Source organism: Colwellia sp. 5_MG-2023 (assembly GCF_030547795.1).
GTDB lineage: Bacteria > Pseudomonadota > Gammaproteobacteria > Enterobacterales > Alteromonadaceae > Colwellia.
In genome coordinates, this window is sequence record NZ_JAUOPW010000031.1 from 1 (window position 1) to 16,310 (window position 16,310).

A 16,310-nucleotide genomic window follows, 5' to 3' on the forward strand; every position below is an offset into this window, starting at 1 on the left:
CTTCAGTCGCCTGAACACAAATACACGTCAATAACATCTGTATTATGTTATATCCCATTATTAGTAGGCGTAGTAGGGGCGAATAAATTCGCCCCTACTATGATGGTAATCAATTCTTTCATGGGTGTTTTGTGGAGCGTTTTTGTAGGGGCGACTTCAAGCGCCTGAACACAAATACACGTCAATAACATCTGTATTATATTATATCCCATTATTAGTAGGCGTAGTAGGCGAATAAATTCGCCCCTACTATGTTGGTAATCAATTCTTTCATTGGTGTTTTGTAGGAGCGTTTTTGTAGGGGCGACTTCAGTCGCCTGAACACAAAACACGTCAATAACATCTGTATTATGTTATATCCCATTATTAGTAGGCGTAGTAGGCGAATAAATTCGCCCCTACGATGATGGTAATCAATTCTTTCGTAGGGCATTTCTGTAAGGGTGACTGTTGTCACCTGTAACTTGATTCAAAATCTTATTCATTAATATCCCAATCTTTTTCGTGTAAGTTACTTTTTATGATGATCAATATCAAAATATTTTGATATCTACCACACTTAGCTGACTTTTTACCTTGTAAAAAACGACCTATTTCTTTATGATCATAAAAATTTTTTGTCGATGTACCCCTTGGTATAAACTTGATCAAACAAAAATAAGGCATGTTGCTTATTCATCCTGAGATAATGGATGAGCAATAAGGCTAATAATAATTGTTTGGTAATCAATATGAATTGGAGAGTGTGAATGAGCAATGTGCCTGTAAATAACGGCCGCAGACGCTTCTTAACGGCGGCTACTGCTGTTGTTGGTGGTGCCGGTGTGGTCGGTGTGGCTGTGCCTTTCATTGGTTCGTGGAATCCAAGTGCTCGCGCGAAAGCTGCGGGTGCTCCAGTAGAAGTCAATGTAGGTAAAATAGAGCCAGGTCAATTAATCCGTGCAGAGTGGCGTGGTAAACCTGTTTATGTCGTACGACGTACTGAAGAAACAGTCAATAGCTTAGCCAAGCATGATGATAAACTACGTGATCCTAATTCAGAAGAAGCTCAACAGCCAGATTATGCTACTAATGCTTATCGTTCTATTAAACCTGAATTTTTAGTTGCGCTAGGAGTTTGTACTCATTTAGGTTGTGCTCCAACTTATCATGGTGGCGACTACGAACAGTTTGTTGACGGCGTGAAAGATGGTTTCTTTTGTCCTTGTCATGGTAGTAAATTTGATATGGCTGGGCGTGTATTTCAAGGGGTTCCTGCACCATTAAACTTAATGGTTCCAGAGCATTCATTTACTAATGACAACACATTATTAATTGGTGTTAGTGAAGGAGAAGCATAATGTTGGCAAACTTTATGGCTTGGATAGATAAGCGTTTACCAGTAACGGATGCTTGGAATAAGCATGTTGCACAATATCCTGCGCCGAAAAACTTTAACTTTTGGTACTTCTTTGGCTCTTTAGCTATGTTAGTACTTGTAAATCAAATTTTAACCGGCGTATGGTTAACCATGAGCTATGAACCATCTGGTGATGGTGCATTTGCCAGTGTTGAATATATTATGCGTGACGTTGATTATGGTTGGTTATTACGTTATATGCATTCTACCGGTGCGTCAGCATTTTTTGTGGTTGTTTATTTACACATGATGCGTGGCCTTATGTATGGTTCGTATCAAAAACCACGTGAATTACTGTGGATCTTCGGTATGTTGATCTTCTTAGTATTAATGGCTGAAGCTTTTATGGGCTATTTATTACCTTGGGGTAATATGTCTTATTGGGGAGCACAAGTTATTATCTCCCTCTTTGGTGCTATTCCTGTTATTGGTGATGATTTAACATTATGGATTCGTGGTGATTATGTTATTTCTGGTGCTACATTAAATCGCTTTTTCGCACTACATGTTATCGCGATGCCATTAGTTTTAGTTATTTTAGTGTTCTTACATATTCTTGCTTTACATGAAGTTGGTTCAAATAACCCTGAAGGTACAGATGTAAAACAACCTAAAGGTAGTGTTAAACCTGAAGAATTAAGCAAGTTTAAATTCCATAAGCAATATACGGATAAATACGATATTGTGGATGCAATACCATTCCACCCTTATTACTCTGTAAAAGATATTATGGGTGTTGCTGGTTTCTTAATTTTATTCTGTTGGGTGATGTTCTTTGCGCCTGAAGGTGGGGGTTACTTTATTGAGGCTCCGAACTTTGAACCTGCTAATGGGTTAAAAACACCTGAACATATCGCACCTGTTTGGTACTTTGGTCCTTTCTATACAATCTTACGTGTTGTTCCTGATAAGTTATTAGGTGCTATTGCTATGTTTGGTGCCATTATTGTATTGTTCTTATTACCATGGTTTGATCGTGGTGTAGTGAAATCTGTTAAGTATCGCTCTAAATGGCACTTGTTTAATTTAATTCAATTTGCAATTTGTTTTATTATTCTAGGTGTATTAGGTACTTTACCAGCAACACCTGTAGCTAATTTAATTGGTACTATTGCAAGCTTTGGTTACTTTGGTTTCTTCGTAGCACTTTGGTTCTATTCTAAGAATGAAAAATGTAAGCCTGTACCAACGAGGATTTCTCACTAATGAAAAAATTACTGTTAATTTTATGTGCGCTTGTTCCATTATTTGCCACGGCGGCAGGTCCAAGTATGCAACTAGACAAAGCAAATAATGATTTATCAGATAAAGAATCATTAAAAAATGGTTTTAAAACGTATGTTAATTATTGTTTAGGTTGTCACCAATTAGGGTATCAACGTTATAATCGTACCTTTACTGATTTAGGTATTGATAATGCAGATGGTGTTGAAAATTACATGTACACAGGCGAAAAAGTTGGTGATCATATCACCAACACTATGCCTAAAAAAGAAGCCGCTAGTTGGTTTGGTACAGCGCCACCTGATTTAACGTTAGAAGCACGTTTACGTAGCCCAGATTGGATATATACTTATTTACGTTCTTTTTATATGGATGATAGTCGTCCATTTGGTGTAAATAACAAAGTATTTAAAGATGTTGGTATGCCACATGTGTTACAAGATCTGCAAGGTGTTAGTTCACTTGACGAACATGGGCACATGACACCTGCGATGGGTGGTAGTTTAACAACAGAAGAGTATGATGTTGTTGTTCGTGATTTAACTAACTTTTTAGAATACGTTGGTGAGCCAAGTAAGTTAGAACGTAAAAGCTTAGGCTACAAAGTATTAATTTTCTTGTTTGTCTTCTTTATTATTGCTTATTTCCTTAAGAGAGAATATTGGAAAGACATACATTAATAACAATGTAGACGGTTAACTTGAAGAAAGTAATTAGGCTTACTTTAAGGTGATATTATAGCGCGACGGGTTTCCACGTAAGGAAACTTCATCGCGCTTTTGTTTTATAAAGAATAGGAGGCCCTATGGCCGTAGCAGCAAATAAACGTTCAGTAATGACGTTATTCTCGCATGCTGATGATATGTATAGTCATCAAACACGTATAGTATTAGCAGAAAAAGGTGTTGGTGTTGATATTAATTATGTTGATTTGGCAAACTTACCGGAAGATTTGATTGATTTAAATCCCTATGGAACAGTGCCAACATTGATTGATCGTGAATTAGCCCTTTATGAAGCTAAAATTATTATTGAATATTTAGATGAACGTTTTCCTCATCCACCATTAATGCCTGTTTACCCAGTATCACGTGGCCGTAGTCGCTTAATGATGCACCGTATTGAAAATGATTGGTATAGCTTAGCAAAAACTATTTTAACGGGTAGTGCTGAGCAAGCGCAAAAAGCACGTCAAGAGTTAAAAGAAAGCTTATTGAGTGTAGCTCCAATATTAAATGAAGCTCCTTATTTTATGAGTGAAGAGTACAGCTTAGTTGATTGTTACTTAGCACCATTACTATGGCGTTTACCTGCTTTTGGTATTGAACTTGAAGGTCTTGATGGCTCAAAAGAGCTGAAAACTTACATGTTACGCTTATTTGAACGTGAATCATTTCAAGCTTCATTAACTGAAGATGAACGTGAATTACGCTTTGGTCATCCTGCTTAATATGGTTGACGCGACTTCTATAAAAATGACTTCTAATAAGCCTTATTTAGTTGGGGCTTTTTATGACTGGATTTCAGACAACGATTTAACGCCATACATTGTAGTAGATGTGAGTGTTTACGGTGTTTTGGTGCCTATGTCTTATGTCAATGATGGTCAAATTGTATTAAATATAGCATCACCTGCTGTTGGCAGTATTGCTATGGGTGAAAAAGCTATTGAGTTTAGTGCGCGTTTTGGCGGAAAACTCGAGCATATGACCGTACCTTATGGCGCAATTTCAGCTATCTATGCTAAAGAAAATGGTGCTGGTACTTCATTTGCAGTAGAGCACCCAAGTGATGATGAGATTAATGCTAAAGATAGTTTGATTACTGATGAGACTGAAGCCAAGGCAAAAACTAAGCCGAGTCTGAGTAGTGTTTCCTCTGGTGATAAACCAGCAGAATTGAAAAAGTCGTCTAAAAGTAAAGCTAGTTTAAAAGTTATTAAGTAAAAATAGGGCTCTCGTTCTATAACTTGTTTATATAAAACCTTTTTATTGAACTTTAAATAGTAAGGTTTTTAATTATATTAGGATGATGGACTATAGTTTGAGTAAAGAATCTTATTTACACCATAAGTCTTTATTTAAGAGGATAATGTTTTAGTTACTAATGATAAAAGCATTCTCAAAGCGAAGATACGATGTATTCTGTAACCGACAGAATACATCGTCTTATAACGAATATCAGCATTGATTAATGTTTGGGTTGTTAACAATACAGTTAACGGTTAAATATATTCAAACGCTTTAAATACCTTATTAACTCCACTAATGTTACGAGTAATATTTACCGCAGCATCAGCCTCTTTTTTAGATACAATTCCCATTAAGAAAACCTCGCCATTTTCTGTGATAACTTTAATGTTCTTACCATTAACACTACTATCAGAAAATAAGGCCGTTTTTACTTTTGAAGTTAGCCATATATCATTGGTGCGTGTAGTTACCGAAGTAATACTACCAATACGTATTTGATTATGTACACGTACTACCCCTTCAATTTCGCTAATAATCTTGATTGCTTGATCTTTAAGGTAAGTGGTAGGTGCTTGCCCAATAATCAATACCGAACCATTTACGCTTGTTAGGTGTAAATTTGTATTGTCACTTAAGGCTTTATTTTTTGCGATACGATTATAAGCATTAACTTGAATAGTTTGGTCGTCAATTTGATTACCTATACTACGACGATCTGTTGCCATACTTGCACCAGCAGTAATAGCGACTACTGTGACTGCTGTACAACCTTGTAAAATACCTAATAGGAGTAGTGTGCTAACAATTTTTGTTGGTCGATTCTTCGAAATTTTAGATAAAATAGCCATAGTTAATCAAAGCTCCGATTGTGGAAATAATGTTGTATCAATAATTTCACATAAACAGTGCAGCACAATGAGGTGCACTTCGTTAATACGCGCAGTTCTAGAAGATGGTACTCTAATTTCAACATCTCCTTCACCTAATAAACCGGCAATATCACCCCCGTCATGACCTGTTAATGCAATGATAGGCATGTCACGAGATACTGCACTTTCAACTGCTTTAATTACATTCTGTGAGTTTCCGCTGGTTGAGATAGCTAGTAAAATGTCACCATTATTACCAATGGCACGAATTTGCTTTGAAAAGACTTCATTATACTGGCCATCATTAGCGATAGAAGTTATTACGACACTACCTGAAACGAGTGATATAGCAGGTAAACTTGGTCGTTCTGCTTCGAAACGATTCAGTAATTGCGAACAAAAGTGTTGAGCATGTCCAGCTGAACCACCATTACCACAAGCAAGCATTTTATTACCCGCTAACAAACATTGCACCATCATCATGCCTGCTTGCTCTATAGCGCTAGAAATAGCCTCTGTTGCTGCTATTTGTGTTTGAATACTTTCGGTAAAATTATTTTGGATCTGTTCTAACATGTGGGCTAAATAACTCCAGTATTTTGCTATCGCTTAAACATTGACTAAAAAGCATTCTTTAGCCAAGTAACTTGTGGTTGGTTAATATCACCTTCTAGAGCAATAACGTCAAACCTACAAGGGGTATTATATTCATTTAAATTGGCTTTATGCAGAAAAAATGCAACACAATGTTTAATTTTTTGTTGTTTTGATTGAGAAACGGCAGAAATGGCACCGCCAAAGTTGTTATTTTTACGATATTTTACTTCAATGAAGACGAGTGTATCTCCGTCTTTCATAATAAGATCTATTTCACCTTTTCGACAGTGAAAGTTTTTATCTATAAAAAGTAAACCTTGTTGGGTTAGATATTGCTGGGCAAAGCCTTCACTAGCTTTGCCTTTACTCTGACTTGTTGGCGTTTTATTCCATGCCAATTTGTGTCACCTTGTTATTTTTGTACTGACCCCATATAAGACTTCGAGTAAGTATGTTTTCATCATTTAAAGTCAACTCACCTGTTTGACCAAAATGACGAATATAAGGCGCTTTTTTCATAAGTGGGAGTTTATTTAAAAGTTGATAACTGTCAAATCCCATAGCAAATATTCTTGATAAGCTATCTGAACGTTTAGGCCATAAACTATCGCTAAGTTCGCTTAATGACTTATTTTGCTCTTTTGATGCTAGCAACCAAGGTATTTGGGTAAAAGTAAGGCCATGTAAATCATTAGTACTACTTGCATTGTATTTATCATTAAAATTACTATGACTTCTAGAACTAGCATATACAGGGATGACTTTAGCGAATGGACTGATATTTACATCGATATAAGGTTTAATTAAGCGAGTTTGAGCAGCACTACCAATAAGATAAATCATATCAATATCACGACGATTTCTTGTTTCTGATTTTATATTGTTTTTTAGGCTGCTACTTAATTGTTTTATGCGATCTTGGCTAGCATTAATATCTAGATTTTCTTTCAAACTTGCCTGCATTTGTTTACCTTGAGTGAAATAAACTATTTCTACCGATTTTCCTGTAGAGGCTTGCCATTGTAGTCTAAAAGCGTGGGCTATACGTTTTGATACTCTATCGTTATGACTTAATATCATTGGGTTATGATAATCTTGCTGGCTGAGTGTGGCAGCAGCTTGAACCGCTTCATCTTCTGGGCGCATAGATAAGGCAACTTGAATTTCAGAAAGTTGATGTTCAAAGGGCAAGTTCAATAATAATGTTGGCACTTGAAGAGCTAAATTTTGCATGCTTGATGCTAAAAATAGTTCAACATTTGGTTTTAATAAGGGACCAATGACTTGATTAATATTAAGTTCAGAAAATTGTGCTGCTAAGTTTTCCCAGTCAAGTTGGTTAGTGTCAATAAAGTAAATATTACTTTTTTCATGGCTGTTCAAGTGATTTTCAGCGTTGTTTTGATTATCACTTTCATAAGCGGCTAATATTCCCTGTTGGGCGGCTAGGCCTGCTTTTTGTTGGCTGCCACTTAGTGGTAACAAGATAGCTATGTTGTTAATTTTATTTCGATTTTCAGAGATATCTCCAATGTTGTTTTCGACAATACGCTCAGGGCTATGGATCGCGGAATTGGTTGCTTTTAATTGCTCTATTATGTTGATGCCAGGGTGTTCAGGGTTTTGTTGCTGCCATAAACTTAAATAACGTGAAAACTGTTTGGGATTAGCACCGAACTGATGGCTATAATTGAGTAATGTTGCCCAGCCTTTAATTAATGGTGGCTTATTGTTAATAAGTTGTTTTAATTGCCACTGTGGTAATACTTCAAGGTTATGCCAAATAGCTTGAATATCATCATTTGTAGGGGTAGCGTTTAAAGTGAAAGCACTCAATTGCGCAGTAAGTGCTGATACATTGTATCCTTTTTTCGCTAATACTTGACTCAATACTTGGTAATATTCAAAAGATGGTTGTAGTGATGGAATTGTGCTCTCATTAGTAGTGTAGGTCACCAATTCATTAGCTAGTTCTAATTGTTGTAGAGCTTGCGGTAAATAATTTAATGCGAATAAACTACGAGCTTTTATTACTAATAATGTGTAAGTTTTTTGATAGTCTTCCTGATAAAACGCTGTAATTTCATTTGCTAACAAAAGTGCTTTAGCATAATTCTGTTGTTGAAGAAAAAGCTCACTTGCTTCAATTAATAATTTATTAACGACTGCTTGTTGTGCAAGTAATGACTCTTCATCACGAGGCAATTTAGCATTTAATGATTGTGCCGCAGCGAGTTTTTCTTCCGCTGTTGCAGTTGTTTTGACTTCCTTAAGCGTCGCTTGAGAAACTGGCGTACTTTCTTTTTGGGTTGTAGGTTTCGAGCTACAAGCCGAAATAAATAAGGCTATCAATATCAATAGTATAAAAGATACATTGGCGTGCTTTTGTTTAAATAAATTAAACACTAGAAAATTAGTTTGACTCAAGTGGAAAAATCCATGCATTTTTAACTCTGTGTAGGGTTATAATAAACGCCATTGCAGTGAGTCTCAACTAAATCCTGCACCTTAATAAGTATCAATGAAAGAAGTAAGTTGAAATGAGTGAAAACATAATAAATCCCGGTACTTTGTATATAGTGGCTACGCCTATTGGAAACTTAGGTGATATCAGTTCAAGAGCGTTATCGGTATTAACTCAAGTTGATATTATTGCCTGTGAAGATACTCGCCATACACAAAGACTATTGTCTGCGCATGCAATTAAGAATAAAACATTATCAATGCATGATCATAACGAACGCCAACGACAAGATTATATTGCGCAACTATTGCAAGAAGGAAAAAGTATTGCTTTAGTCTCTGATGCGGGAACGCCGTTAATTAGTGATCCTGGCTTTCATTTAGTTCGACATTGTCGTAGCTTAAATTTACCTGTATCGCCTATTCCTGGTGCTTGTGCTGCTATTGCTGCGTTAAGTGTTGCTGGGCTACCGACAGATCGATTTTCGTTTGAAGGTTTTTTACCTTCAAAGTCTGGTGCAAGACAAAGTACGTTATTAGCATTAATTAATGAGCCGAGAACGATGGTTTTTTATGATGCTCCTAGACGAGCTATTGACACAGTAAAAGACATAGTGGCTACATTAGGTGGCGAACGTTATGTGGTTATTGCTCGCGAATTAACAAAAACTTTTGAAACTATCCATTCAGATACCGCTGAAAATTTTCTTGCTTGGCTCGAACAAGATGCTAATCAACTTAAAGGTGAAATGGTGTTAATTATTGAAGGTTATAAAGCTGATCCAGATGAAATCTCTGCAGAAGTCATTAAAACCTTAAAGTTATTGTTAGTTGAAATGAAACCGAAAAAAGCCTGTGCTATTGTTGCTGAAATTTATGGTGTAAAAAAGAATGCACTTTATGATATTGCACTAAGTTTAAAAGTATAGAGCTATAAAGCATTACATCGCTATATTGAGTGTTCATTATTATATTTCTTTATCGTTATAAGTGCGTTTAGAGAAACAGATCCTTGCTCATTAGAATACTAACAGGTAAAATGCGCTCGAGTTGACTAGACAATCGCTGCTTACTGAATTTATTTAGTGGGGGGAGGAAAGTCCGGGCTCCGATGAGCAGGGTGCCAGGTAACGCCTGGGCGGCGCAAGCCGACGACAAGTGCAGCAGAGAGAAGACCGCCGATGGCTATCTTAATTTATTAATATAGAACAGGTAAGGCTGAAAGGGTGCGGTAAGAGCGCACCGGATTGCTGGTAACAGTAATTGCAGGGTAAACTCCACCTGGAGCAAGACCAAATAGGGTTTCATGATTATTAAAACGCAAGTTTTGGTAATATAAGCGTGGCTCGCGTGGAAACCGGGTAGGTTGCTTGAGCCTTAGAGTGATTTAAGGCCTAGACGAATGATTGTCACTTCCTATGGAAGATACAAAACCCGGCTTATGTGTCATCTCACAAATTTTAGTAACCGTTTGAATTATTTTAAATAGCTCAAACGGTTTTCTAAAACTCTTCTTTATATTTTACTTCGAATAAGTATTCACTCGCTCGTTTTCAACTATTGAAACTTAAATATACTGTTATATGAATGCAAATAATCTATTGGTTGTTATTATCAGACAATTATTTATTAGGTTGCAAATTGGTTGTCTGATAAAAACATTAAAGTTGAACTGATAATATTCCCTCTATTAAGTCGAGGGATAACGTTATAGTTGAGCTAATGCTAGTTTTATGGTGGGAGATAGCTGTGAACCATCATTAGCAGCATACTTGAGTATGTTTTCTTTCATGGAACGTGCCCAAAACCTTTTTACATGATTAGCTACGACTTTTGCCGTTTCTTCATCTGTTTTTTTATAATTATTATTATTAGCAATTTGATTGAGCATACTAACTAAGTTTTCAATTTGAGAACTACTCATCACTATATCTTCCTATTTTTAACTATTTATCGAATGTGGTATAAAAAGTATGTCTACCTGGTCGAGCAAAGCCAATCAAGTTAAGATTGGCTTGGTTTGCTAAGGTTATAGCTAGCCCTGTTGGTGCCGAAACTGCGACCAAGGTAGCTATATTGACACTTGTCACTTTTTGTACCATTTCATAACTTGCTCTGCTTGAAATCACAACAAAGCCACTTTGGGTATTGATTTTACGTAGTGCTAAACTACCAATTAACTTGTCTAAAGCATTATGTCGACCCACATCTTCACATAATAAAGTTATTTTCCCCGCTGCGTCACACCAGGCTGCACCATGAACTGCGCCAGTTAGCGCTTGTAGTTTTTGATGTTCACTTAATTGTGACAGGGCATACTGAATGACTTGGGAAGAAGGTAACGGTTGTGGCGTTACACTCTTAATCGGCCGAATAGCTGTTTCCAGTGATTCACTCCCACATAAACCACAGCCTGTTCGGCCGGTAAGATTACGTCGGTGTGATTTCAAAGACATCATACGTTCAGAACTAATTTCAATACGTACTTCTATCCCTTTTTCACTGGTTACAAGCTCAATATCATACATTTCTGTTACGTTATTGATAATGCCTTCAGATAAGCTAAAACCTAAAGAAAATTCATGTAAATTAGCAGGCGAGGCCATCATAACCGCGTGAGAAATTCCATTGTAAACCATTGCAATAGGGACTTCTTCGGCGATACAGTCAAGATTTACTTGCTCTTGCCCACTACCTTGTTTCCAATAAGTTACCGGTAGTGTTAAATAGCTCGCTTGTAATTTTGGTTCATCTTCCAGTGTCACACTTAACTTCCTATGCTAGCTTTTTGTTTTTTAGGTGAACGTTTAAAGTGCTCTTTTTGTTGAGCACTAAACTTTTTATAACGCGTCTGCCAATCTGATGGAGAGGTGACTTTTTCAACCTGTACAGGGGTAACTTTATATTCAGGACAATTTGTTGCCCAATCTGAACTGTCGGTGGTAATAACGTTAGCTCCACTTATCGGGTGATGGAAAGTAGTAAATACCACACCACTTTGCATACGTTCACTAACTTTAGCTCTTAAGACAGTATCGCCAGCCCGACTCGTAATACCTAACCAGTCACCGTCATTAATGCCTCTTTCTTCGGCATCATTAGGGTGTATTTCAAGTAGGTCTTCTTTGTGCCAAGTTTGATTGTCGGTACGTCGTGTTTGTGCTCCTACATTATATTGACTGAGTATTCGCCCAGTAGTGAGTAATAGCGGGAATCTTTTATTAGCACGGTCTTCACTGGCAAGGTATGGCGTGATCGCAAAACGCCCTTTACCAATTGGAAAGTTGTCTACATGCATGATGGGTGAGCCATCAGGAAACTCGTCGTTACAAGGCCATTGAATACTACCTTGCTTGTCCAGTTTTTCGTAACTAACCTTACTGAACGTAGGTACTAATGATGCAATTTCATCCATTATTTCAGATGGATGTTGATAATTCATCGGATAGCCTAATGCATTAGATAACTTTTGGGTAACTTCCCAGTCGGCAAATTCAGCCAATGGCTTCATTACTTTACGCACTCGATTGATACGTCGTTCTGCATTGGTAAAAGTACCATCTTTTTCTAAAAATGAAGAGCCAGGTAAAAATACATGAGCGTATAATGCTGTTTCATTTAGAAAAATATCTTGAACAATTAAGCATTCTAACGATGCTAGTGCGGCTTGTACATGCTGGGTATTAGGGTCTGATTGTAAAATATCTTCACCTTGTACATACATGGCCTTGAACGTTCCTTCGATAGCTGCATCAAACATATTTGGAATACGGAACCCTGGTTCGTTGTCTAGGGTTACTCCCCAATTTTTCTCAAATTTTGCACGTAATACATCATCACTAACATGCTGATAACCTGGTAACTCTTGTGGGAATGAGCCCATATCACATGAACCCTGAACATTATTTTGACCACGTAAAGGGTTAATACCCACGCCTTCTCGGCCAATATTGCCGGTAGCTAATGCTAAGTTGGCAATACCCATTACCATGGTTGAACCTTGGCTATGCTCGGTAACGCCTAAACCATAATAGATAGCACCATTTTTTGCTTTAGCAAACGCACGAGCAGCAATACGAATTTGTTCAGCACTTACGGTGGTAATACTTTCCATTGCTTCAGGAGAATTGATCTCATCAAGAATAAATTCACGCCACTCGTTGTATTCATCGGTACGTTGTTCAATGAAGTTTTTGTCCTCTAAACCTTCGCTAAGTATTACGTGTGCTATGGCATTGATCATGGCAACGTTTGTGCCTGGTTTTAATGGTAAGTGATGATTAGCACTTATGTGAGCGGTATTTAGTAAGTCAATACTTCTTGGATCTATTACAATTAACTCAGCCCCTTGGCGTAAACGTTTACGTAGTTGTGAAGCAAATACTGGATGGGCGTCAGTTGGATTTGCGCCAATAACCATGACCACATCAGACTTCATCACTGAGTCAAAGGTTTGTGTTCCTGCTGCTTCACCAATAGTAGCTTTTAGTCCATAACCGGTAGGCGAATGACATACACGTGCGCAGGTGTCGGTATTATTATTACCAAAAGCAGCGCGAATAAGCTTTTGTACTAAATAGGTTTCTTCATTAGTACAGCGTGATGAGGTAATACCGCCAACACTTTCTCGGCCATATTTAGTTTGAATGTTTTTAATTTTGTTAGCTGAAAACGCTAATGCTTCGTCCCAGCTAACAACTTTCCAAGGTTGATCAATGCTGTCACGGATCATAGGTTCGGTGACGCGATCTTTATGGGTAGCATAACCAAAAGCAAAACGACCTTTTACACAAGAGTGGCCTTGATTAGCTTTACCGCCTTTGTAGGGCACCATTCGTATCACTTCTTCGCCTTTCATTTCAGCTTTAAATGAACAACCAACACCACAATATGCACATGTTGTAATAACGCTATGTTCTGGCTGGCCTTTTTCAATAACTGACTTTTCTGTGAGTGTGGCAGTAGGGCAAGCTTGTACACAGGCACCACAAGAGACACAATCAGAAGATAAGAAGTCGTTTTCGCTAGTACCAGCACTCACTTTTGAAGCAAAACCTCGACCTTCAATAGTTAAGGCAAAGGTACCTTGGACTTCTTCACAGGCTCTAACGCAACGAGAACAGGTAATACATTTACTCGGTTCGAAAGTGAAATAAGGGTTCGACTCATCAATTTTAGCGTCAAGATGATTATCACCATCAAAGCCATAACGTACTTCACGTAAGCCAACGGCTCCGGCCATATCTTGTAATTCACAATCTCCATTACTTGAGCAGGTTAAGCAATCAAGTGGGTGATCCGAGATGTATAGCTCCATAATATTACGGCGCAGTTTTGCAATGTCATTATTTTCAGTAGACACTACCATGCCTTCTTTTACTGGTGTCGTACAAGATGTTGGGTAGCCTCGCATACCTTTAATTTGTACAGCACATAAACGACATGAACCGAATGCTTCAATGTTATCTGTAGCACACAGTTTAGGAATATTAATATCAGCCATTGCAGCAGCACGCATAACGGAGGTACCTGCAGGAACTGTTATTGTTACTCCATCAATTTCGATAGACACTTTTTGTGTTGAAGTGCTGGCAGGAGTGCCATAATCCTTATTAAAATCGATTGGCTTATTAGAGGTTGTGTTTGTTGCCGGATCAAAATAATTAATCATGATTGTTTACCTGTGTCGTTAAATAGAAATCTTGAGGGAAATCAGTGAAAGCACTACGTACTGGTATTGGGGTCATACTGCCCATTGCACATAAAGATCCATCAACCATGGTGTCGCAAAGGTCGTTAAGTAAAGCCATATTCTCAGCGCGGCGCTCATCGTTTTTTATACGATCAATGACTTCTACACCACGGGTTGAACCAATTCTACAAGGGGTACATTTGCCACAAGATTCAACAACACAAAACTCCATTGAAAAACGGGCTTGCTCTAGCATATCAACGCTGTCATCAAAGACGACAATGCCACCATGACCTAACACGGCAGAAGCTTTAGAAAAGGCTTCATAATCAAGTGGGATATCTAATTTATTCGTTGGTAAATAGGCACCTAATGGTCCACCGACTTGAACCGCTTTTATTGGACGTTCGCTGGCGGTACCACCAGAAAATTCATCAATAAGATCTTTTAAACTTGAGCCAAACGGTAATTCAATTAAGCCTCCTTGCTTAACATTACCCGCTAGCTGAAAAGGTAAAGTACCTCGTGAGCGATTAGTGCCATACTGTTGATATGAATGACTACCTTCACTCATAATAAAAGGAACAGCAGCTAACGACAGTACATTATTTACAATAGTTGGCTTACCAAACAGCCCTTCTAAAGCTGGTAATGGTGGCTTGAAGCGCACTAGGCCTCTTTTACCTTCTATGGATTCTAAAAGAGCGGTTTCTTCCCCGCAAATATAGGCTTCAGCGCCTAATCTTACTTCTAAATTAAAGGTTTTACCGCTATTACAAATGTTATTACCTAAATAACCTGCTTCATAGGCAATTTCAATTGCTTGTTGTAATATTTCATCAGCAATAAGGTATTCGGAACGTAAATAAATATATCCTTGATCCGCACCAACAGCCAATCCAGCGATAATCATTCCTTCAATTAGCATAAAGGGATCACACTCCATTACTAATTTATCGGCAAAGGTACCAGAATCTCCTTCATCTGCATTACAAACGATATATTTTTGCTCGGCAGTTGCATCTCTTACCGTTTGCCATTTGATACCGGTAGGAAAAGCAGCGCCACCTCGGCCACGAAGACCTGAATCTACAATCGTTGTCACAATTTCTTGTGTAGATAGCTCAAGTGATTTTTGCAAACCTTTGAAGCCATCTAAAGCGAGGTAATCCGCTAGAGAAATTGGGTCAATAATACCTGTGCGAGCAAATGTTATGCGTGTTTGCTTTTTGAGATAAGGAATATTTTCTGTTAAACCCAGTGCCAGTGAATGCGCAGGTTGTTTTTCATGGAGGATATTATTAGTGATGTCTTCGATAATACTTGCAACATCTGCTGATTCTACTGGGCCATATGCCATTCGCCCTTGTGGTGTTTCAACTTCAATCATCGGCTCTAACCAATATAACCCACGGGAGCCATTTCTTATTATGCTGATGTCAATATTGTGTTGAGATGAATAATCGGTAAATGCTTGAGCAACATCATGTGCCCCTAATGAAATTGCGGTACTTTCTCGTGGAATAAAAATTTTCATCGTCTATCTCACTTAGATTTGCTGTTTAAATTAGCAATGATCTGTTCAAATTTTTCATTAGAAATGCGACCATGAAGATCATCATTAACTCGAATGTTAGGTCCTGTTGCGCAGTTACCTAGACAATAAACGCTATCCAAACTGAATTTTTTATCATTTGTCATTTCGTGGTAGTCAATATTTAAAAGATCTTTGGCGTGTTCTTCAAGCTGCCTACTCCCTCGAGATTGACAAGCTTCTGCTCGGCAAATCTGAATCTGATAGTCACTTGGAGGGGCTATACGAAATTGATGATAAAAACTAATGACACCATGAATCTCTGCTGGTGTTTGTTTCAACTTTGTCGCTATTCTCTCTATAGCCTGAGGTGCTATATAGCCTACTTCTTTTTGAATAGCATGTAATATAGGCAGCAAAGAGCCTTTTTTATTTTTTAAAGAATCAATGATGTTTTCCACACTGGACAATGGGGAAGATAATTCGATTTGCATACAAACTCCTGGATGGTTGTGACAAAATACATATATGAACTAAGCTGCATATTTGTTATTGTCTA

15 protein-coding genes and 1 other RNA gene are annotated in these 16,310 nt (G+C 37.7%); 7 read left to right on the forward strand and 9 right to left on the reverse strand.

What is annotated here, in order from left to right; translation table 11 throughout:
• Window positions 1-749 precede the first annotated feature (749 nt).
• From petA to Q4496_RS15825, 5 genes are all read left to right on the forward strand, one after another.
• Window positions 750-1,340, forward strand: a complete 591-nt coding sequence (petA, locus tag Q4496_RS15805; RefSeq protein ID WP_215974258.1) for a ubiquinol-cytochrome c reductase iron-sulfur subunit — start codon at window positions 750-752, stop codon at window positions 1,338-1,340.
• On the forward strand, window positions 1,340-2,605 hold the full coding sequence (locus Q4496_RS15810) for a cytochrome bc complex cytochrome b subunit (protein ID WP_215974259.1): 1,266 nt from the start codon (window positions 1,340-1,342) through the stop codon (window positions 2,603-2,605). Before petA ends, Q4496_RS15810 begins: the two co-directional genes overlap by 1 nt.
• Window positions 2,605-3,303 carry a cytochrome c1 gene (locus tag Q4496_RS15815; RefSeq protein ID WP_215974260.1) on the forward strand — a complete coding sequence of 233 codons (699 nt, stop codon included), beginning with the start codon at window positions 2,605-2,607 and terminating at the stop codon, window positions 3,301-3,303. The genes Q4496_RS15810 and Q4496_RS15815 overlap by 1 nt, the downstream gene beginning before the upstream one ends.
• A 125-nt stretch (window positions 3,304-3,428) precedes the next feature.
• Complete coding sequence (gene sspA / locus Q4496_RS15820) at window positions 3,429-4,073, forward strand: stringent starvation protein SspA (RefSeq protein ID WP_215974261.1); 645 nt, start codon at window positions 3,429-3,431, stop codon at window positions 4,071-4,073.
• 25 nt (window positions 4,074-4,098) lie between these two features.
• The gene (locus Q4496_RS15825; protein ID WP_303603030.1) at window positions 4,099-4,569 is read left to right on the forward strand and encodes a ClpXP protease specificity-enhancing factor; all 471 of its coding nucleotides are present in this window, start codon (window positions 4,099-4,101) and stop codon (window positions 4,567-4,569) included.
• Window positions 4,570-4,847: 278 nt separating this feature from the next.
• Here the strand turns inward: Q4496_RS15825 and dolP are convergent, their stop codons facing one another.
• Genes dolP through Q4496_RS15845 form a run of 4 tightly spaced genes read right to left on the reverse strand, consistent with a single transcriptional unit; the run spans window position 4,848 to window position 8,489 of the window.
• Complete coding sequence (gene dolP, locus Q4496_RS15830) at window positions 4,848-5,444, reverse strand: division/outer membrane stress-associated lipid-binding lipoprotein (RefSeq protein WP_215974262.1); 597 nt, start codon at window positions 5,442-5,444, stop codon at window positions 4,848-4,850.
• A gap of 6 nt (window positions 5,445-5,450) precedes the next feature.
• Window positions 5,451-6,041: a phosphoheptose isomerase gene (locus tag Q4496_RS15835; protein WP_215974263.1), complete on the reverse strand. Its 591-nt coding sequence runs from the start codon at window positions 6,039-6,041 to the stop codon at window positions 5,451-5,453.
• Between the two features lie 44 nt (window positions 6,042-6,085).
• Entirely contained in the window at window positions 6,086-6,460 is a 375-nt protein-coding gene (locus Q4496_RS15840) for a YraN family protein (protein WP_215974264.1), read from the reverse strand.
• Entirely contained in the window at window positions 6,447-8,489 is a 2,043-nt protein-coding gene (locus Q4496_RS15845) for a penicillin-binding protein activator (protein ID WP_303610803.1), read from the reverse strand. The genes Q4496_RS15840 and Q4496_RS15845 overlap by 14 nt, the downstream gene beginning before the upstream one ends.
• 113 nt (window positions 8,490-8,602) lie before the next feature.
• On the opposite strand from Q4496_RS15845, the gene rsmI reads away from it, so the two are divergent.
• Window positions 8,603-9,454 carry a 16S rRNA (cytidine(1402)-2'-O)-methyltransferase gene (rsmI, locus tag Q4496_RS15850; RefSeq protein WP_215974266.1) on the forward strand — a complete coding sequence of 284 codons (852 nt, stop codon included), beginning with the start codon at window positions 8,603-8,605 and terminating at the stop codon, window positions 9,452-9,454.
• 117 nt (window positions 9,455-9,571) lie between these two features.
• Window positions 9,572-9,983, forward strand: an RNA gene (rnpB, locus tag Q4496_RS15855) — RNase P RNA component class A.
• A 250-nt stretch (window positions 9,984-10,233) separates the two neighbouring features.
• Here the strand turns inward: rnpB and Q4496_RS15860 are convergent.
• Genes Q4496_RS15860 through Q4496_RS15880 form a run of 5 tightly spaced genes read right to left on the reverse strand, consistent with a single transcriptional unit; the run spans window position 10,234 to window position 16,245 of the window.
• The gene (locus Q4496_RS15860) at window positions 10,234-10,449 is read right to left on the reverse strand and encodes a formate dehydrogenase subunit delta (protein WP_215974267.1); all 216 of its coding nucleotides are present in this window, start codon (window positions 10,447-10,449) and stop codon (window positions 10,234-10,236) included.
• Between the two features lie 22 nt (window positions 10,450-10,471).
• The gene (gene fdhD, locus Q4496_RS15865; protein WP_215974268.1) at window positions 10,472-11,290 is read right to left on the reverse strand and encodes a formate dehydrogenase accessory sulfurtransferase FdhD; all 819 of its coding nucleotides are present in this window, start codon (window positions 11,288-11,290) and stop codon (window positions 10,472-10,474) included.
• A 2-nt stretch (window positions 11,291-11,292) separates the two neighbouring features.
• Window positions 11,293-14,196 (reverse strand): formate dehydrogenase subunit alpha, encoded by a 2,904-nt coding sequence (gene fdhF / locus Q4496_RS15870; RefSeq protein ID WP_215974269.1) that lies wholly within the window; start codon window positions 14,194-14,196, stop codon window positions 11,293-11,295.
• Window positions 14,189-15,754 (reverse strand): NADH-quinone oxidoreductase subunit NuoF, encoded by a 1,566-nt coding sequence (locus Q4496_RS15875; RefSeq protein ID WP_215974270.1) that lies wholly within the window; start codon window positions 15,752-15,754, stop codon window positions 14,189-14,191. Before Q4496_RS15875 ends, fdhF begins: the two co-directional genes overlap by 8 nt.
• A gap of 8 nt (window positions 15,755-15,762) precedes the next feature.
• The gene (locus Q4496_RS15880) at window positions 15,763-16,245 is read right to left on the reverse strand and encodes an NAD(P)H-dependent oxidoreductase subunit E (protein WP_215974271.1); all 483 of its coding nucleotides are present in this window, start codon (window positions 16,243-16,245) and stop codon (window positions 15,763-15,765) included.
• Window positions 16,246-16,310 lie beyond the last annotated feature (65 nt).

Coding starts and splice junctions, on each gene's coding strand:
- Q4496_RS15860 (WP_215974267.1), bottom strand. CDS start 10,449: ATGAGTAGTTCTCAAATTGAAAACTTAGTTAGTATGCTCAATCAAATT.
- sspA (WP_215974261.1), top strand. CDS start 3,429: ATGGCCGTAGCAGCAAATAAACGTTCAGTAATGACGTTATTCTCGCAT.
- dolP (WP_215974262.1), bottom strand. CDS start 5,444: ATGGCTATTTTATCTAAAATTTCGAAGAATCGACCAACAAAAATTGTT.
- Q4496_RS15880 (WP_215974271.1), bottom strand. CDS start 16,245: ATGCAAATCGAATTATCTTCCCCATTGTCCAGTGTGGAAAACATCATT.
- petA (WP_215974258.1), top strand. CDS start 750: ATGAGCAATGTGCCTGTAAATAACGGCCGCAGACGCTTCTTAACGGCG.
- Q4496_RS15835 (WP_215974263.1), bottom strand. CDS start 6,041: ATGTTAGAACAGATCCAAAATAATTTTACCGAAAGTATTCAAACACAA.
- Q4496_RS15825 (WP_303603030.1), top strand. CDS start 4,099: ATGACTTCTAATAAGCCTTATTTAGTTGGGGCTTTTTATGACTGGATT.
- Q4496_RS15815 (WP_215974260.1), top strand. CDS start 2,605: ATGAAAAAATTACTGTTAATTTTATGTGCGCTTGTTCCATTATTTGCC.
- rsmI (WP_215974266.1), top strand. CDS start 8,603: ATGAGTGAAAACATAATAAATCCCGGTACTTTGTATATAGTGGCTACG.
- fdhF (WP_215974269.1), bottom strand. CDS start 14,196: ATGATTAATTATTTTGATCCGGCAACAAACACAACCTCTAATAAGCCA.
- Q4496_RS15810 (WP_215974259.1), top strand. CDS start 1,340: ATGTTGGCAAACTTTATGGCTTGGATAGATAAGCGTTTACCAGTAACG.
- Q4496_RS15875 (WP_215974270.1), bottom strand. CDS start 15,754: ATGAAAATTTTTATTCCACGAGAAAGTACCGCAATTTCATTAGGGGCA.